Origin of the sequence: Nonomuraea sp. NPDC048882 (assembly GCF_040649755.1) — a bacterium.
GTDB classification, from domain to species: Bacteria; Actinomycetota; Actinomycetes; order Streptosporangiales; family Streptosporangiaceae; genus Nonomuraea; species Nonomuraea maheshkhaliensis.
Genome location: NZ_JBEZGB010000018.1, coordinates 113,399 through 134,203 on the forward strand (window position 1 = coordinate 113,399; position 20,805 = coordinate 134,203).

The following is a 20,805-nucleotide window of genomic DNA, read 5'->3' on the forward strand; positions in this document are numbered from 1 at the left end:
GGAGTCCCGGCCGGGCCGGGACTCCCCTCTCACGTCAGCTGGTGGGCTTGTTCTTGTCGTACGCCTGCTGGTAGAGCTCCAGGTAGCGCTTCATGCCGAGCCCGTCCAGGCCCTTGACCCAGGCGTCCCACTCGGTGTCGATGTTCTTCGACCCGGTGATGAACGCGAGCTGGCCCTGGCTGACGTAGCTGTCGAGGTTGGTCTTCAGGGTGGCCAGCTCGGAGACCACGCTCGGGTCGGTCCAGACCTGCGCCTCGGGGAAGACCTTGGCCTTGTCCACGTGCGGCTCGTAGATCTTCGTCGCCTCGAACAGCCGCCGTTCCAGGCCGGCCTCGGAGTAGGTGTCCATCGGCACCGTCTGAGCGTTGCGCAGCGCGAGCGTGACGTAGTACTGGCCCATGGACGACCAGGCGACGTTCTTCGGGACGTCGGCGGAGGGCAGCGTCTTCCAGGTGGGCTTCACCTTCGTGTCGAGGGCCACGTCGTCGGGGCCGGGCTTGACCCAGCCGACCCCTTCGGGCCCGTTGTTGGCGATGATCTGCCCCTCATCTGTGTAGATGTAGTCGAGCATCTTGATCGCCGCGACGCGCGCCTCCATGCTCGACTTGTTGGTCAGCATGAAGGTGTAGCCGATCGAGGTCGGGTTGTTGTACGCGGTGTAGCTCTTGCCCGTGGGACCGGTCAGCGGCGGCGCGGGGTCGTACTGCTTGTCCCGGCCGTCCTTGGAGGCGAGCTGGACGAAGATGCCGGGCCACAGCACGGGCGAGGAGCCGATCCTGACCGCGTCCGGGTCGTTGCCGACGGCCTGCAGCGCCTCGGCGTTTTGGGTGAAGGACGCCTGGTCGATCAGGCCTTCCTCGTAGAGCGACTTGATGTACTTCACGCCCTCGCGCCACTCGGGCTTGTCGACGGGCGTGGTGACCTTGCCGCCTTCAAGCTGGAGCAGTGACGGGACGCCGTTGCTGGCGCCGTACGGGGCGTAGGCGAACGCGCCCATCAGGTAGCCGATCAGCGTGCTGTCCTGCTTGTCGGTGGTCATCGGGATCTCGTCGGCCTTGCCATTGCCGTTCGGATCCTTCGTCTTGAACGCCCGCAGAACCTCGCGCAGTTCCTCGGTCGTCTTCGGCATCTCCAGGTTGAGCTTCTTCAGCCACGCGGAGTTGATCCACAACTTGTTGGGGTAGGTGCAGTGGTAGCAGTCGGACCACTGCGGCAGCGCGTAGATGTGCCCGTCCGGCGCGGTCGACATCGCCTTGAGCACGCTGTTGGAGTCGAGCGCCTTCTGGATGTTCGGCGCGTGCTGCTTGATCAGGTCCTCCAGCGGCATCGCGACACCCTGCTTGCCGAGCTTCTGCAGCTCGGGCTTGGTGAACGCGTCGACGTAGGGGATCAGCAGGAACAGGTCCGGGTAGTCGCCGCTGGAGATCGCGATCTGGCGCTTCTCCTTGGCCGCCCCGCCGTCCATCGTGGTGCTCTGGAACTGGAACTTGATCTTGAACTTGTCGCTGAGCAGGGTCGTGACCTGGTTGGTGTCGAGGTTCATGTCGGGGTCGGCCGCCGCCATCGCCGAGATGACGACCTTGTCGCCCTCCATCTTCGCCTTGGGGGCGCTTTCCGTGCTGCTTTTGTTCCCGCCGGAGGAGCAGCCCGCCGCGAGCAACGCCGCGGCGGCCACGACTGCGGCGATCCTGTTTCCTGGTGAATGCGGCTTCATGGCACTGTTCCTTTTCTTGAGTTTCTTCACCCCTTGACCGCCCCCACCATCGCGCCCTTGGTGAAGTGCCGCGCGATGAACGGGTACATCATCAGCACGGGCAGGCTGGAGACGACGATCAGCGCATATCGCAGGACGTTGGCCAGCTGGATCTGATGCATTTGCTGGGCCAGGTCCACGGCGCCCGTCCTGGGCGTGTTGAGAATGAGGATGTTGCGCAACACGATCTGCAGGGGGAACAGATCGGGGTCCTTGAGATAGACCAGGGCGTCGAAATAGGTGTTCCACTGGTAGACGGTGTACATCAGCGCGAGCACGGCCAGCAGCGGCTTCGACAGCGGCAATACCACCGACCGCAGCGTCCGCAGTCCGCTCGCCCCGTCCAGCATCGACGCCTCGTACAGCTCGTCGGGGATCGAGTTCGCGAAGAACGTGCGGGCGATGATCACCTGCCAGACGCCGATCGCGTTGGGAATGAGCAGGGCCCAGCGCGTGTCGAGCAGCCCGACGTCCTGGACCACCATGTACGTCGGAATGAGACCGCCGGAGAACAACATCGTGAAGATGAGCAGCGTCATCAGCACATTGCGCCCGTAAAAGGATTTGCGCGACAGCGGATACGCGATGGCCACCGTCAGCGTGACGCTGATCACCGTGCCGGCGGCGGCGTAAATAAGCGAGTTGTAATATCCCTGCAGGATCTCCGCGTTGTTCAGGATGGTCTGGTAGGCCTCCACCGAGAATTCGACCGGCCAGAACCGCACCCGGCCCGCGTTGACCGCGGCCGGGCTGCTGAGCGAGCTGGCCACGATGTAGATGAGCGGCAGCAGCACTATCGCCAGCACGACCAGCAGCATGAGCCTGACGACGATCAGCATCAGCCGGTCGCCGAGCGGTTCGCGGACCTTCGACGCGGCCGGGCTGGTGCGCCGCAGCTTGGAGGTGAGCAGGGTCGTCATCGCCACAGTCCTCTTCCGGTGATGCGCTTGGCCGCGAAGTTGACCACCAGCAGCAGGCAGAGATTGACCACCGAGTTGAACAGGCCCACGGCGGCGGCCATGCTGAAGTCCGCGTTGATCAGGCCGGTCTTGTAGACGTAGGTCGGGATGATCTCCGACTGCGCGAGGTTCAGGTTGTTCTGCAGCAGGTACGCCTTCTCGAACCCGATCGCCATCATGTTGCCCACGCCGAGGATCAGCATGATCACCGCGGTCGGCATGATTCCCGGCAGATCCACGTACCGGATCCGCTGCAGCCGGGTGGCCCCGTCGATCTTGGCCGCCTCGTGCAGCGCCGGGTCGATGCCGGCCAGGGCGGCCAGGTAGATGACGGCCGCGTAGCCGGCGGTCTGCCAGACGTCGCTCCACACGTAGATGTGCCGGAAGGCATCCGGCTCGCCGAGGAAGTCGATCGGGGCCATGCCGAACACGGCGAGCAACTGGTTCACGATGCCGATCCGGGGCGAGAGCACCAGGATGATCATCGAGACCACGACCACGGTGGAGATGAAGTACGGCGCGTAGGTGACCATCTGCACGGTGCGCTTGAACCAGCCGTTGCCGATCTCGTTCAGCGCCAGCGCCAGCAGGATCGGGATCGGGAAGCTCGCCAGCACCACGTAGAAGGACAGCAGGAAGGTGTTCTTCAGCAGGTCGACGAAGACCGGGTTGCTGAACAGCCGCTCGAAGTTCTGCAGCCCCACCCACTCGCTGTCCCACGGACCCAGCACGGGGCTGTAGTCCTTGAACGCGATGACGTTGAACGCCATCGGTACGTACTTGAAGATGATGAAATAGGCGACCGGCACGCTCACCAGCAGGTACAGCTGCCAGTGCAAGCGCCAGGACTTGCGCGCCTCGGACCAGCGGCCGCGCCGATGCGCCGCGGCGGCCGGGCGGGCCGGATCCTCGTTCGCGCTCGGCGAGCGAAGCGGATGCGAAGTGGTGGCCGACATCAGACCGCCCGCTTCCGGGCGGATGGGCCGGTTCGCGCCGGAACCGGCGCCGCAACCGCACCCAGGCCCGAGATCGCCGCCCGAGCCGCCTGCAGGACAACGAGCAGGCCGAACTGACGAGGGTTACCTGGCGGTCTCCTCACAGTCATACCTCCTACATGCGGGACGGGGTGGCACCCGGCCGAGCGCCGATTTTTAGAAACATGGCCGAAACGTAAGCCCAATAATTTCCTTCGTCAAGTATTGATTTGCCAACCGCATCGGCCCTACGCTCGGCGGCACTCTGTGCTCGTCACCCACCCGGCACCGAGTTCTCGCGCCCATCTCGAACTCGCCCATCCGCACCGGCTTCGAGCGCCGGGCCTCGGGTGCCGCACCCCAGCGGTCGCCGTCCATCCGACGCCTGCCCGTTCGAGGATCGGTACTTCCACCCAGGAGGTGTGACCGTGAGGTCACCGCTACGCATCGCCGCCTCTTTAGGCGGCCGGCGAACCCGCGCCGCCGCCCTCGTCCTGTCCGCCGCGCTGCTCCTGTCGCCGAGTGCCCAGCCGGCGTCCGCCAGCAGCCCAGAGCCGACCACTGGGCCGACCACTGGGCCGACCACTGGGCCGAGCGCGCGGCCGACCGCGGGGCCGATCGGCCCCAAGCGGGCCCCGGCACTCGGCGCGCGGGCCGTTGCGCCCGCACCCGGCTCGTCCACCGCAGGGGCCAACGGGCCGTCCGCCTCGGCCGCCGACCCCTGGGCCGTGCGCCCGTACATGGGGTGGAGCAGCTACAGCATGCAGGTCTACTCCGGCAACGGCAGGTGGATCACCGCCGACCAGATCATCAAGCAGTCCGACGCGATGCGCGCCAAGCTGCAGAAGTACGGCTACGAGTACATCAACGTCGACGCCGGATGGAACGACGGATTCGACGCCAACGGCCGGCCGAAGCCCAGCACCACGCTCTACCCGCAGGGCCTGCAGAAGGTCATCGACCACGTCCACGCGAACGGCCAGAAGTTCGGGCTCTACCTGATCCCCGGCATCGGCCCTGACGTCTACAACGCGAACCTGCCGATCGCCGGCGCCCCCGGCTGCACCACGCGCGGCATCGCCGCCCAGCCCCTGCGGCCCTCCGACTACTGGGGCATCGGCTACCGGATCGACTTCTCGAATCCGTGCGCGCAGAAGTACGTCGACTCGATCGCCGACCTGCTCGCCGAGTGGAAGGTCGACTTCGTCAAGTTCGACAGCGTCACGCCCGGATCCGGCGTGAGCGACCTGTCGCTCGACGCCCGCGACGACGTCGCCGCCTGGTCGACGGCGCTCAAGGCGCGCAAGATCTGGTTCGAGCTGTCCTGGGCGCTCGACCCGAAGTACGCCGACTACTGGCGCTCCAAGGCGAACGGCTGGCGGATCGACTGGGACGTCGAGTGCTACTGCGCCGGCGAGGCGCTCACCGGGTGGCAGAGCATCTCCCGGCTCTTCCCGCTGGTGTCGACCTGGTGGCGCCACGGCGGGAACGGCGGGTGGAACGACCTCGACTCGCTCGACATCGGCAACGGCACCATGGACGGCCTGACCCGTGACGAACGGCAGACCGCGATGACGCTGTGGGCGATCTCCGCCGCGCCGATCTACACCGGCAACGACATGACCAAGCTCGACGCGTACGGGCTGAGCCTGCTCACCAACCCTGAGGTGATCGCGGTCGACCAGGCCGGCACCCCGGCGCGCCCGGTCTCCACGACGGCGCAGCAGCAGGTCTGGTACGCGCTCAACGCCGACGGCAGTTACACGGTCGCGCTGTTCAACCTCGGCCGTACCGACAAGGACATCACCGTCAACTGGTCGGACATCGGGCTGAACGGCGCCGCCACCGTCCGCGACCTGTGGGACCGCAAGGACCTCGGCCGCTTCGCCGGCAAGTTCACCGCCACCACGGTCCCGATCCACGGCGTGCGCCTGCTCAAGGTGACGCCCCAGCGCGGCGCCGCGGTCGCCGTCAACGACGACGCCCTGCGCGTCCGGTACGAGGGCGAGTGGACCCGCAACGGCGGCAAGGAAGTCGCCGCCACCTCCCAGCCGCTCACCGTGAACGTCACCGAAACCGGCACCCCCGCCCCGCCGTCGACCGGCCCCGTCCGCACGGTCGTCCACGACGACACCGACCCGGAGATCGCCTACCTCGGGAACTGGTCGCAGAGCACCGGCCGAGGCCTCGGCGACTACAACGACAACGTGCACTACACCGAGCGCGACGGCGACGCGTTCGAGTACACGTTCCAGGGCACCGGCGTCTCGTACGTCACCGAGATGGACACCTCCCAGGGCGATGTCGACATCTACCTCGACGGCCGTTTCGTGAAGACCGTGCACACGGGACGTGAGCAGGGCCAGCCCCGCCTCGCCCAGCAGACCGTCTTCACGGTGAACGACCTGCCCAACGGCAGCCACACGCTCCGGGCGGTCAAGAAGTCCGGCTCCTTCATGCTGCTCGACCGCATCGACGTGCTCCAACCGAGCCTGATCGACCCGTTCGCGGCGTCGTTCGACCGCAAGGCGCCGGCGGACGTGCAGGTGAAGCTCCTGCGCGACGGCAGCGAGTTCGTCGGCGTCTCGCGCAGCGGCACCGCGCTCGAACGGGACCGGGACTACACCCTGTCCGGCTCGACCGTGACCCTGCGCTCGGCCTATCTCGCCGGCCTTCCGCTCGGCGCGGCGCAACTGGACTTCGCCTTCCGCGGCGACCACCTGGACGACGTCCACGCCACGACCCGCGACGGCGACTCCGTCTCCTACACCTTCACGGGAACCGGCCTCGACTGGATCACCGCCACCGCACCCGACCAGGGGCTCGTCGACGTCTACATCGACGGCAAGCTCGTCCGCCAGGTCGACACCCACGGTTCCGTGCGGGCGACGCAGCAGACCGCGTTCAGCGTCTCAGGGCTGAGGAACGGAGAGCACACCTTCAAGGCGGTCAAGGCTTCGGGCGACGTGATGCGCACCGACGTCATCCGCTACACGATCCGCTGATCACCCCGGGTGGGCGGGGCGCGTCCGGGCGCCCCGCCCACCCGGCGGTTCGGCTCCGCGGCGCCGCGCGGCCGTGACGTGGTGGGTGTAGGCCAGATGCTCGGCCCGCTCCTCGTTGCCCTCGGCGATCGCGTCGAGCGCACTCGCCCAGCCTACCGTCCCGCTGGGCGCCGATGAGCCCGGCGACCAGCATGTCCGCCTCGGTCAGGCTCTCGTACAGGTCGCTGACCAGCGCCTGCGACCGTTTCCGCGCGGCGAACCTGGCGACCAGGCCGCGCAGCCGCGCCTCCGTCTCGGCGATCTCGTCCAGCGTCTCGGGGTCGTACCGCGCGATCTGCAGCGAACGCGGCCCGGTGCGTACGACGACCCGCTCGTGGATGAGCTGCCGCAGCGCCTCGCGCACCGGCGTCTGGCTCACGCCGAGCCGGGCCGCCAGGTCCCCGCTCGGTGACCCTCAGCCCGCGCGCCAGCCTGCCGTCCTGCACGGCGGCGCGCAGCCACGCGTACACCTGATCGGCCAGGCTGGGGGCCTGGACGCCGTCCCAGAACCAACTGCCACCCCGACACCATATGCTGTAGCAAAGCCTGCCTGTCAGGGTGCGATGCCCACGCCGTCGATCCGGCTCCAGGCGCGCTCCTGTGCGGCCGTCATCGCGGGCCAGCTCCGGCCGGTGTGCGCCCACCTGTCCAGCTCCGTGATGGAGGCGGCGTACTCGGAGTCGCTCAGCTTTCCGTGCTCGGACTCCGTCGTGAAGGTCTGCACGAGCCGCCCGCCGCGGCCGGCGGCCCGCAGCGTGGCGCGGTAGGCCGCCTCGTGCTCGACGAAGACCTGCGGGTCGTGGATCGCGTGCAGGGTCAGGACCGGCAGGTTCACCCGGCCGGTGAGGTCGCTGTCGTACGACAGGTCGCGGCGCGCCGCGGGATCGGGCGAGAACCGGGCCACGCCCGCGTTGAGCGCCTGGTCGTCGTGGGAGCCGGTGTACCGCACGCCCCGGTTGCCGAACGGGTTACGGCCGCCGAGCCGCTTGACCACGATGTCGTGGAACAGGTACGTCGCGTACAGCAGATCCGTCTTCAGGGACTTCTCCTGGACGTTCGAGTCGTGACTGTGGGACCTCATCAGCGCCTCGGCCCGGTCCCCGTCGCCGACCGCGATGGCCGCGAAGATGGCCCGGTGCTGCCCGTACCGCTCGTTCCAGCCAGCGCAGCGCCTCGCGGACGGGGGTCGCGCTGATGGCGAGCGACTCGGCCAGCCCGCGCTCAGCCCAGTCGCCAGGTCGCTTTATCCCGCAAGCGGCTTACCTTTCGGGCATGCCTTCTATGGCTACGTATGACCGGTGGACGCGCCCCAAGATCCAGGAGTAAACATGGTGTGTGACCACCGATCGCCTCTCCGTAGCGACCAAGAACGGCCACCACGGCCACATAGGCGGAGCGGACAACGCCCTGGGCAAGGAAATACGCCGAAGGCGCGAAGCCGAGGGCATGTCACTGGCCGATCTCGCACAGAGAATCCATTACTCCAAGGGATATCTGAGCAAGGTGGAAACAGGTCGAGCACATTGCAGCCCAGCACTCGCTCAAGCCTGTGACAAGGCGTTCGGCGCGGATGGCAAGCTGGCGGCCCTTGTCGCGGAAGGCAGCGCCGGTGACCGTCCGGAACGCCCCAGCACCGTGTACGGCCTGGAGTTCCTCGCCGCCCTCGACGCGGCCCACAAAGCCCTTCGCGAGGTGGCCGGGACCGAGCCGCACGATCCGGATGACCACGCGGCGCGCGCCAACAGGGCAGTACACGAGGCCGGACTTTACCTGGCCAGAGAGCGCCTGCTCGTGTCCGGGACCGTTCTAATGGTCACCAGCGGCGAGGAGGCGTTCCTGCGGCTCGTCGCGATCCGTGACACGATCCGGGCAGGAGCCAAGCTTGAGTCGCCCCAATATCACGAGGCGTACCACCGATACGCAGAAGCGCTCTGGTCATTTCGCATGGAAATGCGTGCCGAATTCGGTCAGCCGCCCTTGCTGCCCGAACTGCTCAACCTTACCGATTGGTCTGATCGGGAACGCTGCCGGCGTTGCGCCGGCACATCCTGATCGTTTGTTCCGCGCCCACTCCGAGACAGTCAGGTACCGTCTGGACCACCATGCGTGATGCCCCTTCCGAAGAGGGACCGCGAGCAACTCGCGTCCTCGCACTGGACACCGATTGGTTATCGATTCATGGCGGCATGACGACTTTCAATCGTCAGCTGTGCACCGCCTTGGCCGCGGCAGGGGCACGTGTCTTCTGCGTAGTGCTTTCCGCGTCCCCTGACCAGATCCTGCACGCCGCCAGAGCCGGTGTCACGCTGATCCTGGCCCCGATGACTCCCGGCGGATCTGGACGGGACGCGCTGATGCGGCCCGTCGAGCTGCCCGATGGCATCGCACCCGACATCGTGATCGGCCATGGGCGCATCACGGGGCCCGCCGCACGAGCGCTGGTCGAGGACCAGTACACCAGTGCGGCCAGGCTGCACGTGGTGCACACCTCACCCGACGAGACGGAATGGGCGAAGACGGACGAGGACCACCCCATCGGCGAACGGGCCGAGGACCGCGTGCGGGTGGAGAAAGAGATCGCGCAGGGTGCCACCGGCATCGCCGCGGTCGGGCCCAGGCTTCACGAGCAACTGATCCGCGACCTGTCGGCGACGGCTGATCCGCCAGTGGCCCTGCGCCTCGACCCCGGGTTCGACGTGAAGGACCGCGGTGACCGGAGTCCCCCTCCGGGCGGCCCGAAACAGATCCTGATCCTCGGGCGGCTGGAGGACCAGAGACTCAAGGGCCTCGACATCGCGGCCAAGGCCGTTGCACACGCGATCGGACACCGGGCCGACAGCGAAACCGAGGTCGAGATCCTGCTACGGGGAACACCTCAAGGTAAGCAAGCGGAACTGCACAAAGCCTTCGTCACCTGGACCGGGAAGGCTTCCTTACGCATTGCCATGCGGTCGTATTCGGAGGTCGAGACAGACCTCCAGGAAGACATTCGGCGCGCGACGCTGGTGCTGATGCCCTCGCGAGCGGAGGGATTCGGCCTGGCGGGCGCGGAGGCCATAGTCGCCGGCACGCCTGTGCTGGTGAGCCGCAGAAGCGGCCTCGGCGCATTGTTGCGCCAGGTCCTGCCGGCGGACGATGCGGCGCGCATCGTCATTCCTGTGCATGACGACGATACCGACGTTCGTAACTGGGGAGATGCGATCGCGTCGGTACTCGACAACGCCGACGCGGCCTTCGCCCGCGCGAGCCGCGTCCGCCGGGTCCTCGCCGAGCGGTGCACATGGTCCAGTGCGGCGGCCAAGGTCCTCAGCTTGCGAGCCCCCGGTGCGGGTGTCGCTCCCCTGACGCACGCGCGCAAACACTGGCTCGCGAGCGTTCGGGTGTTCTTGCCGGGCGGCAGAGCCGAGTGCCTGTTCACCGGCCGGAGGCGCGCGATCGAGCACATCGTGCGATGGATCTCCGCACGACACGACCGGCCGGTCTGCGTGGTGACCGGCGACCCCGGGTCGGGCAAATCAGCGATCCTCGCGTGGTTCGCCCTGGGCGGCGATGATACGGAGGTGGGCGAATCGTTGTACGACGAGTCAGCCTATCCCCGCCATCCCGGGCCGCTGATCAAGGCGGTGGTGCACGCGAAGGCATTACGCCTGCAGGCGGTCGTGGAGGCGATCGCCGAGCAGCTGGGGCTCGTGTGCGCCGATGCCGACCAACTGCATGCCGAACTCGCCGAGCTCTCCACCCCGACCTGCATCGTCCTCGATGCCGTGGACGAATCACCCGACGCGCCGGAACTGATCAAGCAGATCGTTCAGCCGATCATCCGGCGACGCGCCACCACTTCCGTTCGCCTGCTCGTCGGTGCGCGCCGGCATCTCGCCCAGCGACTGTCCAAAGGCGTTGAGTCCGTGGACCTGGACCGGACCGACGAGGACGGCTTCGCCGATCCGGACGCCCTGGCGGAGTACGCCTTCCGCATCCTGGTCTCCGCCGCGCCTGTCGACGGTTCGGGACTGTTCACGTCCCAGGAGAGGACCCGCAGGGTGGCCAACGCCCTAGGTAGACGCGCGGGCTGTTCCTTCCTGATCGCCCGGCTCAGTTCCCTGACCGTCGCGGAGCGTGGCGAGATCCTGCCCGACCGCTCCTTCCCCGATTCGGTGGAAGCGGCGATGGACGGCTACCTCGACGCGCTGCCCATTGACCGCGCGCAGGCCGAAGATCTGTTGCGACCGCTCGCTCATGCTCATGGGCTCGGGCTTCCGTCCGCTCTGTGGCTGCGGCTGGCGGGCGAACTCGCCGGTGCGCCGGGCAGGTACACGGTCAGCGACCTGGTCGATCTGTTCGCCGGGCCCCTGGGCTCGCTGATCACCGCCACGCGTCAGGCGGGTATGGACGGACAGCCCTTGGGCCGTCCTCTCTACCGGCTCTTCCACGAGGCGTTGGACGACACCCTGTCCTCTGTTCCCGCCGCCTTCCCCGACGCGCCGCGGCCGGGACCGGAAGTGCGGGAGACGATCTCCACGGCCTTGGTGGCCTCCGTCCGTTCCGAGGCGGGCACACCGGTATGGGCCGAGGCCGACCCGTACGTCCTCGCGTACGTCCTCAGCCACGCGGCGGGAACCTCGGTTCTGCCCCGGCTGACACGGGACGCGATGTTTCTGGTGAGAGCGGGACGGACGACCGTCGTCCGAGCCTTGCCGAACATCACCGCCGCCGACATGCCTGCGGCCTCCGCCTACGAGTCCGTCGCGCGGCATCAGGACACGGAGACCCCGGTCCCGGAACGGGCCGCCTACCTGGCGCTGGGGGCACTCAGGTCGGGAGATGCTGGCCTCATCCAGGCCTGGCAGCCGCAGGCGCGTCTGCCCGGAGCCCCGTGGTGGCCGCTTAAGGCGCGCTGGCGCCCCATCGTGGGGCATCAAATCGCGCGGAAGCACCGTCTGTCGATCAACCAGGTAGGCGTCGCGACCGTATTCGAGGAAGTGGTCGTGCTCAGCGGTAGCGACGACAGGACGCTGGCCATCACCAATCTGCCCGAGGCATGGTCAGAGGACAGGGGATCCACGACCAGAATCGCGGACACCGATCAAGCCATATCGTTCGAGCACGCCGTGCGGGCGCTGGCCGTGGCCGAGGTCGACGGGTTGCCGCTGGTCGTCGTGGGAACAGCGGGCGGGCAGCTCCACGTGCTCGAGCTCCCGGGCGGAGCGGCACTCACGCGGCCCAGCCAGGCGGCCGGCGCCGCGGTGTCCGCGCTGGCGACCGTACAGCACGCATCCGAATGGATCGCCGTGGCGGGCTATGCGGACGGGCACCTGCGTCCCTGGCACGTCCTGCCCCTGCAGCCGCTCGCTCCGGCGACGTCGATCGACGGGACCGGAGTCGACCGGATCGTGCCCGGTCTGCGGGGAGACGTCCTTCTCGTGACAGGCAGCGGATTCCTCTGGCACTGGGAGATCGGCACCGGCCGCCTGCTTCGGCGCTCGGCAGCGGATGAACCGCGGGTGACCGCACTCGCCGCGATCCCGGGCGACGATCCCGCTCTCTGGGCGGTCACCGGGCACGACGACGGCAGCGTGCGTCTATGGCCGGCCGGCCCCGTGCCCGCGGTGACGACCGTCCAGGTGCCCGGTTCCCCGCTCATCAGCACGATCTCAGCCGCACGCGTAGGGGCCAAGCTGCTGGTTCTGCTGGCCGGTGAAACGGACGACGTACAGATCATCGACGTCGCGAGCCGCGCGTTGTGGCCGATCGCGTTGAGCGGTCACGGCGAGCCGCTGTGGGATCTCACCACCGCCGACATCGCCGGGCGCCCCATGGCGGTGGGCGGGGGCGAGGACGACGGTGTCCACCTGTGGCCCCTTAGCGGTATCGACGCCATACAGCCGCAGGACCGCTTCGTCGCCGAACGCTGGTCGACCTCCCGTCTCGCGGCGGCCGGACCCCGAATCCTGGCCACCGTATCGAATGACCAGGGTCGGTTCGCCGTCTTCGACGCGCTGGCGGGCGATCGCGTGGCCGGCCCGTTCGGCCCTCCCGAGCCGGAACTTCTGAGCACAACCGCACTGGCCCTCATCGAAGGACAGGTCTGGTACGCCGCGGGAACGGAGAACGGGACCCTCGGGATCGGAATCGCGCCCGGCCCTCCGACGTGGTCGAGCGGCGCGGAACCTGACTGGATCGTCTACTCGGGCTTCCTGGTCCTCGACGGCCGGCCGATCCTGGTGAGCGTGACGAGCGGCGGCATCGTCTCCATCAGGGACGAAGTCGCGACGCGTCCGCATGCCCGCCGAGATCAGCTCCTCACGGGGCTGGAGCAGGCGGTGACCGCCGTATCTATCGCTCCTGATCCCGATGGCGGGGCGGTGCTACTGGCCGGGGACCGGTCAGGCCGGGCAGGGGCGTGGCGGCTGTCTGATCTGAGCCCCGTCGCGCCCGTGCGGAGCATCGCCTCCGAAGCCGTGCGCAGTCTCATGTCGTCCCCAGCGATCGGCGGTGTCGTCGCCGGTACCCACTCCGGGCTACTGCTGCTGGAGACCCGGCACGGTCTGCTGACGCATTCAGCGCACCGCCGGTCTGTGACCTGCACGTTGGAGACCGAGGATCTGCTCATTTCCGGCGGCGAGGACGGGTTGATCAACGTCTGGCGCAGCGCGCGCATGGGGAACCCGCCCGTCACCATCGACGTCGGCGCGCCGATCAGCGATCTTCTTTCACTTCCTGACGGCACGCTCGCGGCCGGTACCAGCCATGGAACCGTGGTCATCGATCCGCACACGCGGGACAGCGATGGTTTCCCATCGTTTCCTCAGTAGTGCCGACGGGAAACGTCTGGAAATCACGCCGTGGACCGACGAAGCTGTTGACATTTCTTTCCGCGCTGCTCCGTGCGGATCCCTCAAGGCGAAGAGGCGGCTCGGCCCATGCGCGTGCGCAGCAGTTTCAGCATTTTGGTGGTGGCGTCGAGCGCCGCCCTCAATCTTCTGTCCCCCGGCGTCTCGCGGGCGGCCGGACTGCCGGCCTGCGCCTATCCGTATGTCTGTTTCTACCGGATGCTGGATGACTCCTCGGTCGTGAAGACCGGCCAGCTCCGGGATTTCACTCGCGGATGGCAACGACTGGGCGTCAGCAGAGGGGCGATCTACGGCTGGAACACCAGACGTGACGATGTGCTCCGAGTTCTGTACTCCAGCGGCTTCGTGTCGTGTTATCCGCCGAACCGGATCTTCGGGTTCACCGGAATTGCGACGGCCGTACGGATCGACCCATCACCGACCTGCGAGAACATGTAAATGGATGAAATAAGAATCAGCGGAGCCGGCCACAACCCCGAGGAAGCCATAGAATCACTCTGGGAATGGCTCCACGACGAACCCGAACTCCGCGGCCGAGTGACGCAGGGCCATCCGCCCGTCTCGGACGAGGACCTGGGCATGGCGGTCGAGATCGTCATCACCGCCGCATCCTCGGTCACCGTGATGACGGCACTGGCGCAATCCCTGCGGACGTGGCTGACTCAGCAGCGCGCCGACGTGAAGATCGAAATCACCCATGCCGACGGCCGGAAGACCTCGCTGTCGGCGCAGCGGGTGAGAACCTCGGACGTCCAAGCCCTCCTGCGCGAGGCGCAGGCGCCGGCACCGCCGGATGAGGCTTGACCATGCGACTTCCGGATCCGCATCGATCCAGAGCCATCTTGATCGGGACGTTCACCTACGCCTCGTCGAATCTGCGTTCGCTGCCCGCCGTGAAGAACAACCTCAGGGATTTGCACCAGGTCCTCACCGACCCCGCGCTGGGAGGTTTGACACCGGAACGATGCATCGTCGTGCCGAATCCGAAGAACCCGCGAGAGGTCTTCGGCCCGCTCGCGGCCGCCGCGAAAGACGCGCAAGACACGCTGCTGGTTTATTACGCCGGTCACGGCCTGGTGGGGCCGCAGCACAACGAGCTCTACCTCACGCTCGAGGACACCGAAACCGACGCCTTGCCCGTCACCGGACTCAAGTTCGACGTCGTGGGGGATCTGGTACGGAACAGCGGCGCCGACAATCGCATCCTCATCATGGACTGCTGTTTCAGCGGGCGTGCCGCCAAAACGTTCTTGCCGCTGGGCGACGAGAACAGCATTCTCGGCCAGATGGACATTAAAGGCGTTTACACGCTTACCTCCTCCGCACCCAACCGGGCCTCCACAGTGCTGCCAGGTGCCACATATACGGCGTTCACCGGCGCGCTGCTCACCTTGGCCCGTAAGGGGATACCCGACGGACCAGAATTTCTGACCATGAGGAAGATCTACCAAGAAGTGCACAACTCCCTGCAGTCCGAGGGGTTCCCAGAGCCGAACCAGCTCAATACCGACACCGTCGACTCATTGGCATTGACGCGTAACTGCGCACTGCCGGGAGCAGCCAAGCCCGTGGCCGAGTACACGCCGCGCCGCAGATGGGCACAGCTTCGTTACCGGTTCGCCAGACTGCGGAGGAGAAAAGGATGGCGCATCGCATTCGCGATCGTCGCCACGATCGCGATAGGGACCCCCGTCGTCCTCAATTTCGATGAATTCGCCTCAGGCGAAAATCCGCCAGCCTCCGCAACGCTGACGTTCCAACGACAGCTGAAGTGCACGCGAGGTTCAGTGTGCCTGTGGCCGGAACCGAACTACGAGGGGCGCATGTGGAAGTGGACGCCGAAGCCCGACTCAAAGGTGGCCCTGCCCTCCTATCTGAAGAACCACGTGGGCTCGTTCGACGTGCAGGTGGAGGCAGGAGTCTGCTTCAGTGACACGGACGCCGAATCGGAGCAGCGCGTTCCAGCCGCCATGGAGGATTGGGGCTGGAACTACAACCTCCGCTTCGGCAGCAAGATGGACCAGGTTGAGTCCTGGTGCTCCGAACTCAACCAGCGAGTGAAACCCAGCACGTCGAGTACGGGATGACGAATTCTGGCGCCGCGTTGGCGGGCTCGCTTGATCAGGCCGGCCTGCCGGGCGTACCGCTAAGTCGCCTTCTGGCCCAACGCTCGGCATAGCAGTTCACCTCGGGCCTCTGCGGCCGTGTCTTCATGCCCACAACGTCGAACACCATGTCGAAGACGAACCATCCCTGCGGACGCCAACGTTCAGACTGCGTGTCTTGCTCCGGCAGGGCGGACGCGCGACTCCTCGGCGTTGACTTACTGACCTAAGGTCAATATTAATGACCTCAAGTCAACAATCTTCGAGGAGTTGCCATGTCCCAGGCGGCCGATGGTCTCCAGCTGGTGAGCCGGTTGCTCGACCCCGCGTCGAGGCCCCGGATCACATGGCGGATCACGCGGCGAATCGCGCCGGAGCGACCACGTGTGCGCCGGCCGCGGCGGCACGGACGCGTCCACTAATCTGGGGCGATGGTCAGCTCCAGGAGCCGCCGCCGGCTCTCCCCCGAGGCCAGGCGCGGCGAACTCATCGACGCCGCCGTCCGGCTGCTGGAGTCCGGCCAGGAGGTGAGCAACTGGGTCCAGGCCGTCACCGCCGAGGCCGACGCCGCCAAAGGCACGTTCTACGTCTACTTCTCCTCCTGGGAGGACATGCTCGCCGCCGTACGCGACCGCGTGCTGCGCGACTACGTGGAGCGCTTCGACCGAATCGCTGAGACCACCGAGCCGATCGACTGGTGGGCCACCCTCGACGCCGAGTGTGCGGCGGCCATCGAGGCGATCGCCCAGCCGGGCGGCCTGCATGCCGCCGTCTTCCACCCCGGCCCCGTGCGGGTGTCCGCGGACGAAGGATAGAGGGCCACACTCGACGCCATCGCCAGGGCACTGCGCCGCGGCATGGACGAAGGGGCGTTCCGCCAGGTCGACCCGCACACCACGGCCACGATCCTGTTCACGGTCCTGCACAGCGCGGGTGACGCGATCGGCGCGGGCGAGCAGCCGGAGCGGTGGCTGGAGGCCGTCCGTGACCTGACCCGCCACTGGCTCGCCCCGTCCCCGCGGTAGCCGCCGGCGTCATCCCAGCTCACGCAGTGAATGGCGGCTGTCGTACTGGATCGGCCGACAACCTCAGCCCGGTCCGCCTGATCGCCTCCCAGATGGACGCTCGACAGGCTGAGCGGCGGCCAGAGGCCGAGGCCGTTCTGGACGACGATGATCACATGTGCGAACATGTGTTCGACAATCGTCCTCCCTGAATGGAGTGCCTGTGCGCCTCTCAAGCTCTGGCAGTGTTCCTCTCACCCACCGATTAGTCGCCCTGGCCGGGACCCTGTTCCTGGCAGCGGGCCTGCTCGTCGCTCAGGCACCCGCCGCCTCGGCCGCCAGCACCGTCATCGACCTCGGTGTCGCCGCCGGCAGGGGCGGCGACGTGGTGGGGCAGAGCGGCAAGATCTTCATCGCCGCCGACGATCGGATCGTGGTCACCGACAGCGGCGGCACGCTCATCGACACGATCGGCGGCCTGTCCGGTGCCATGGCCCTGTCCGTGGCGGACAACGGCAGGAAGGTGTACGCGGCGCTGCGCGATTCGCATGAAGTGATCGAGATCGACATCGCGACGCTCGCCATCATCCAGCGGATCGACCTCACCGCCTACCCGTGCCCGTCCACGCTGGCCCAGTCGTACGAGCGGGTGTGGGTCGGATACGGCTGCGGCCAAGCAGGTCAAGGAGGCGTCGTCGCCCTTGAGCTGTGGCGGCCGGTGCCCGTCCTCGTCCCGGTCGAGTCGGGCACGACGCAGCCTCCGCTGGTCGCCGTCGCCGGAAGCACCCTGGTGGCGGGAGAGCCGGGAGCCGGCCCCGCCTCGATCAAGGTGTACGACGTCAGCACCGCCCCGGCCACCCCGCGCGGCGAGATCCGTGTCGACACGTCCCCGCGGGACCTCGCTGTCGGCGACTACGGATCGACGGCGCTGTCGGCGCTGAGCGACACCCACCGGTTCGACGCCTGGGACACGACGACCAACGCCAGGACACGCTCCTACTACAGCGGCAAGCTGAGCAAGCACGGCCTCCCCACCGCCGTCGCGGGCGGCCCGGACGGCGCCTACGTCGTGGGCGGCTGGAACTCCGCCGCGGGCGACGCGGCGGAGTTCGTGGAGTACGACCCGGCCACGGCGGAGGTGATCTACTCGGCCGCCCACCGGGGGAAGACGCTGGTGGCGGGCAGCATCGCCCTCTATGGCATATTCACCTTTGCGGTGCTGAAGGAGCCCGGCACCGGGCGCATGCACCTCTGGCGGCTGCCGCGTTCGCCGTTCCACGCCTCCACCCTGACCATGGCGGCGCCCTCCGAGGCAACCACGCTGAAGCAGCTGACCTTCACCGGGCAGCTCACGCTGAGCTCCGGCGCGCCGCCCGGGGTGCAGACGCTTGAGCTGCATCGCCGGCTCCCCGACGGCACCGACGGGCCCTTCCAGGAGGTCACCACGGAGGCGGACGGCACGTACCGGTTCACCGACACCGCACCGGCAGTCGGGTCGTACGAATATCGGTTGTCCTGGCCGGGCAACTCCTGGTTCGAGAGCAGCCGCGCCTCGGCTGTCGTCGAGGTGGGCCGGTACCAGCCGGTGCTCACGGTGACCGGCCCGAAGAGCGGCGCCGTCGGCGAGCCACTCGAATTCGACGGAACGTTCGCCGCCGACGGCATCACCTTCCCGCGCACCTTTGTCACCGTCGTACGCAACGTCTCCAACTCCGACGGCACCACCTCGGAAGGCGTGGCCAAGATGACCGCCGCCGACGACGGGTCGTTCAGCTTCACCGACACGCCGGCGAAGGCCGGCAAGCACACGTACGTCATCCAGGTGCTGGGGAACTCGACGATCGAGCCGGCGAGGACCACCCACGTGGTCCTCGTCCCCCGGCCTCCCGCGTAACCTCCCGGCAGGGGTGGCGGCGATCCGCATCGCCGCCACCCTGCCGGACGGGAGCGTTGGATCAGGCGTAGCAGGGAAGACCACGCCGATCTCCGCCTCGCCGCCGGCGACCGCTACCGGTCACGCGTGCCGAGGCTGGCCTGGTCGGCGGCGGTGCGGCCGGCCGCCCAGCCCTCCCGGTCCCAGGACGTGCGCGTCCGGTGCGAGACCAGGTTCGGGAACATGCGCTCGACCGCCTGCTCCACCTCCTGTTCCCGGGCCGCCAGCACCGGCTCCAGGTCGGTGCCCCGCCCGGCGCTCTCCTGCGCGACCGCGGCCGCCGTGGCCTCGGCCAGCCGCTCGCCGATCCTGGAGGCGAAGGCCGACAGGAACGACTGGCGGAACGCCTTGTTCCTGGACCGGCCGGAGCCGTGCTTCTTGGTGCCCGAGTTCTCCAGCGTGGTCTGCGCCTGCACCAGCAGCGAGGTGAACAACATCTCCACCCAGGACAGGTCCGCCGGGAACCCCAGCACGGTGGCGAACCCCAGCTCCCGCGACCAGATCACCCGGCACCTGTTGGCCTCGGCGACGAGGTTGAGCAGGACGGCCTTGGGCTGCTCGTACGGCGCGTCGACGCCGACCCGGACGCCCTCCGGCGCCGCGCCCCCACCCTGCCGAGCCCCCAGCGCCTCCAGCGCCGCCGCGTCGAGCATCGCCGCGTCGATGCTGTACTTCGCCATCAGGCTCTGCGCCGCCGAGGTGAACGTCTGCGCCTCCGCCTCGTACGGCGTCGACTCCGCCTTGGCCAGCAGCCCCCGCACCCGCGTGAGCGTCTTCTCGCTGACCGCGTGCGGGCGTGCCCGGACCGTACGGCGGGCATGGCCGGGCGGCGGGCCCAGCATTTCCAGCCGGGGCAGCCCGGTCAGCAGCCGCAGCAGTTCAAGTACGCCGGAGACGGTCACCAGCCGGCCGGCCCCGTCGCGGGCCTGCCGCGCCGCCAGGTAGCCGCCCTTCCACCACACCGTGGCCGCCAAGCCGGCGAGCTGGTCGCGCCAGCGCTCGTCCACCGTGTCCTGCGCGTAGGACCGAAGCTCCCAGGCGATGAGATCGGCCGCCACCCGCTCGTGCCGGTCGCTCAGCCGCCTGGCCGCGATCCTGACCACGTCGGCGGGCTGCCAGCCGTTCCGCCACACCCCCGAGATCGCCCGCGTGGCGGCCTCCACCAGCACACGATCGGCGTCGTCCCGGTCGGCCAGGAAGGCGGCGGCGGAGTCGAAGGCCGCCTGATCCTCGCGGGCCAGCGCGTCCATCGCCGCGCTGATCAGCTCATCGGCCTTGTTCACACGTTCCGTCCACGTCAGGGAAAGTCCGCCTGAACCTTACCGGGCGCGGCCCCCGTCCCTGCTCACCGGCGCGGGGTCCGCTTACCGATCGTACTCGGCGAGGGTGACGGTGGTCTCGTGCTCCACGAGCGGACGGATGATCGCCCGTTCGTGGGGAGTGGTGTTCGGCCGATGCAGGGTGAGCGCCAGGCTCTGGTCGCGCAGCCGTACGATCATGCCGCCGTCCCTGGACCACAGCGCCTGCTCCTCCTGCGTCCACGGCCCGGTGACCTGCCCGGACGACGAGTGGGCGATGCCCATGGCGTACCCTTGGTCGCCGAAGCTGGACCACAGCATGATCAGGTGCCCGCCGGCGAGGCGGAACAGGAACGGGCCGTCGGTGACATAGACGGGCAGCTCGGCGGCGCGGGCCTTGGGGTGGTCGAGTGGCCTGGCCCACGGAGCGTCGGAGGCGTTGAAGAGGAAGACGGGTACGCCGTCCGCTTCGCGCAGGTCCGGGGTGAGGCGCTGGGCCCAGACGGCGCCGTCGTGGATCTGGGTCCGCTCCTGGCAGTAGACGAGCCAGGGGGCGTCGTCGACGAAGAGGGTGCCGTCGAGGCACTGCCACTTGCGGGGCGTGATCGCACCCTCGCTCCACGGCGTGAACGGGCCCTGCGGGGCGTCCGCCACGAGCACCTGCGTTCCCCGGTAGCCGTCCGGGGCGGTGAAGGTGGCGAACATGAAGAACCGGCCCTGATGCTCGTGCACCTCGGGAGGAACCGTCGTCGAGGAGGAACGGGTCGCGGATCTGGATGTCGTCGAGCGTGCGCCCGCCGCCGGCCGAGCGCTCCTCGATGAGCCCTGAGTCGTCGGACATCGGCGATCCCCTCTTCGTGCGCGTGCCACGTGACCAGGTATCG

Annotated in this window: 16 protein-coding genes and 1 pseudogene; 9 read left to right on the forward strand and 8 right to left on the reverse strand. The window is 68.1% G+C overall.

All coding sequences use genetic code 11. The features are described 5' to 3' along the window. Positions 1-34: 34 nt before the first annotated feature. The 3 genes from AB0C27_RS44925 to AB0C27_RS44935 are packed head-to-tail and all read right to left on the reverse strand — an operon-like array spanning position 35 to position 3,668. Positions 35-1,714, reverse strand: a complete 1,680-nt coding sequence (locus AB0C27_RS44925; protein WP_357858430.1) for a hypothetical protein — start codon at positions 1,712-1,714, stop codon at positions 35-37. Between the two features lie 26 nt (positions 1,715-1,740). Continuing rightward, a complete protein-coding gene (locus tag AB0C27_RS44930; RefSeq protein ID WP_357858433.1) occupies positions 1,741-2,673 on the reverse strand; it encodes a carbohydrate ABC transporter permease in 933 nt (310 codons plus the stop codon). Then, positions 2,670-3,668 (reverse strand): ABC transporter permease subunit, encoded by a 999-nt coding sequence (locus AB0C27_RS44935; protein WP_357858436.1) that lies wholly within the window; start codon positions 3,666-3,668, stop codon positions 2,670-2,672. Before AB0C27_RS44935 ends, AB0C27_RS44930 begins: the two co-directional genes overlap by 4 nt. Positions 3,669-4,114: 446 nt before the next feature. Between AB0C27_RS44935 and AB0C27_RS44940 the strand changes: the two genes are divergently transcribed. Further along, a complete protein-coding gene (locus AB0C27_RS44940) occupies positions 4,115-6,691 on the forward strand; it encodes a X2-like carbohydrate binding domain-containing protein (protein ID WP_357858439.1) in 2,577 nt (858 codons plus the stop codon). Here AB0C27_RS44940 and AB0C27_RS44945 read toward each other — a convergent pair. From AB0C27_RS44945 to AB0C27_RS44955, 3 genes and pseudogenes are all read right to left on the reverse strand, one after another. After that, complete coding sequence (locus AB0C27_RS44945) at positions 6,669-7,127, reverse strand: hypothetical protein (RefSeq protein ID WP_357858616.1); 459 nt, start codon at positions 7,125-7,127, stop codon at positions 6,669-6,671. The genes AB0C27_RS44940 and AB0C27_RS44945 overlap by 23 nt on opposite strands. Positions 7,128-7,283: 156 nt before the next feature. Continuing rightward, entirely contained in the window at positions 7,284-7,811 is a 528-nt protein-coding gene (locus AB0C27_RS44950) for a hypothetical protein (protein WP_357858443.1), read from the reverse strand. Beyond that, positions 7,812-7,967, reverse strand: a pseudogene (locus AB0C27_RS44955) (hypothetical protein); the annotation flags it as partial. Positions 7,968-8,065: 98 nt separating this feature from the next. Here AB0C27_RS44955 and AB0C27_RS44960 point away from each other — a divergent pair. The 8 genes from AB0C27_RS44960 to AB0C27_RS44995 all read left to right on the forward strand — a co-directional run bounded on the left by AB0C27_RS44960 (position 8,066) and on the right by AB0C27_RS44995 (position 18,584). Then, positions 8,066-8,782 carry a helix-turn-helix transcriptional regulator gene (locus AB0C27_RS44960; protein ID WP_357858446.1) on the forward strand — a complete coding sequence of 239 codons (717 nt, stop codon included), beginning with the start codon at positions 8,066-8,068 and terminating at the stop codon, positions 8,780-8,782. A gap of 50 nt (positions 8,783-8,832) precedes the next feature. After that, positions 8,833-13,542: a glycosyltransferase gene (locus tag AB0C27_RS44965; RefSeq protein WP_357858449.1), complete on the forward strand. Its 4,710-nt coding sequence runs from the start codon at positions 8,833-8,835 to the stop codon at positions 13,540-13,542. Positions 13,543-13,650: 108 nt separating this feature from the next. After that, positions 13,651-14,019, forward strand: a complete 369-nt coding sequence (locus AB0C27_RS44970) for a hypothetical protein (protein WP_357858452.1) — start codon at positions 13,651-13,653, stop codon at positions 14,017-14,019. Continuing rightward, positions 14,020-14,385, forward strand: coding sequence for a hypothetical protein (locus AB0C27_RS44975; protein WP_357858455.1), 366 nt, complete (start codon positions 14,020-14,022; stop codon positions 14,383-14,385). 2 nt (positions 14,386-14,387) lie between these two features. Then, entirely contained in the window at positions 14,388-15,668 is a 1,281-nt protein-coding gene (locus tag AB0C27_RS44980; RefSeq protein ID WP_357858458.1) for a caspase family protein, read from the forward strand. Between the two features lie 449 nt (positions 15,669-16,117). Then, positions 16,118-16,501, forward strand: a complete 384-nt coding sequence (locus tag AB0C27_RS44985) for a TetR/AcrR family transcriptional regulator (RefSeq protein ID WP_357858461.1) — start codon at positions 16,118-16,120, stop codon at positions 16,499-16,501. 42 nt (positions 16,502-16,543) lie between these two features. Continuing rightward, positions 16,544-16,711, forward strand: coding sequence for a hypothetical protein (locus AB0C27_RS44990; protein ID WP_357858464.1), 168 nt, complete (start codon positions 16,544-16,546; stop codon positions 16,709-16,711). A gap of 202 nt (positions 16,712-16,913) precedes the next feature. Further along, positions 16,914-18,584: a hypothetical protein gene (locus AB0C27_RS44995; protein WP_357858467.1), complete on the forward strand. Its 1,671-nt coding sequence runs from the start codon at positions 16,914-16,916 to the stop codon at positions 18,582-18,584. 113 nt (positions 18,585-18,697) lie between these two features. Here the strand turns inward: AB0C27_RS44995 and AB0C27_RS45000 are convergent, their stop codons facing one another. Continuing rightward, entirely contained in the window at positions 18,698-19,906 is a 1,209-nt protein-coding gene (locus tag AB0C27_RS45000; protein WP_357858470.1) for a DUF2786 domain-containing protein, read from the reverse strand. A gap of 81 nt (positions 19,907-19,987) precedes the next feature. Continuing rightward, positions 19,988-20,791 (reverse strand): family 43 glycosylhydrolase, encoded by an 804-nt coding sequence (locus AB0C27_RS45005; protein ID WP_357858473.1) that lies wholly within the window; start codon positions 20,789-20,791, stop codon positions 19,988-19,990. Positions 20,792-20,805 lie beyond the last annotated feature (14 nt).

What these genes read in the sequence shown, in the direction of transcription:
- AB0C27_RS44925 (WP_357858430.1), bottom strand. Translation starts at nt 1,714, where the DNA reads ATGAAGCCGCATTCACCAGGAAACAGGATCGCCGCAGTCGTGGCCGCC.
- AB0C27_RS44930 (WP_357858433.1), bottom strand. Translation starts at nt 2,673, where the DNA reads ATGACGACCCTGCTCACCTCCAAGCTGCGGCGCACCAGCCCGGCCGCG.
- AB0C27_RS44935 (WP_357858436.1), bottom strand. Translation starts at nt 3,668, where the DNA reads ATGTCGGCCACCACTTCGCATCCGCTTCGCTCGCCGAGCGCGAACGAG.
- AB0C27_RS44950 (WP_357858443.1), bottom strand. Translation starts at nt 7,811, where the DNA reads ATGAGGTCCCACAGTCACGACTCGAACGTCCAGGAGAAGTCCCTGAAG.
- AB0C27_RS44965 (WP_357858449.1), top strand. Translation starts at nt 8,833, where the DNA reads ATGCGTGATGCCCCTTCCGAAGAGGGACCGCGAGCAACTCGCGTCCTC.
- AB0C27_RS44970 (WP_357858452.1), top strand. Translation starts at nt 13,651, where the DNA reads ATGCGCGTGCGCAGCAGTTTCAGCATTTTGGTGGTGGCGTCGAGCGCC.
- AB0C27_RS44975 (WP_357858455.1), top strand. Translation starts at nt 14,020, where the DNA reads ATGGATGAAATAAGAATCAGCGGAGCCGGCCACAACCCCGAGGAAGCC.
- AB0C27_RS44980 (WP_357858458.1), top strand. Translation starts at nt 14,388, where the DNA reads ATGCGACTTCCGGATCCGCATCGATCCAGAGCCATCTTGATCGGGACG.
- AB0C27_RS44985 (WP_357858461.1), top strand. Translation starts at nt 16,118, where the DNA reads ATGGTCAGCTCCAGGAGCCGCCGCCGGCTCTCCCCCGAGGCCAGGCGC.
- AB0C27_RS44990 (WP_357858464.1), top strand. Translation starts at nt 16,544, where the DNA reads ATGGACGAAGGGGCGTTCCGCCAGGTCGACCCGCACACCACGGCCACG.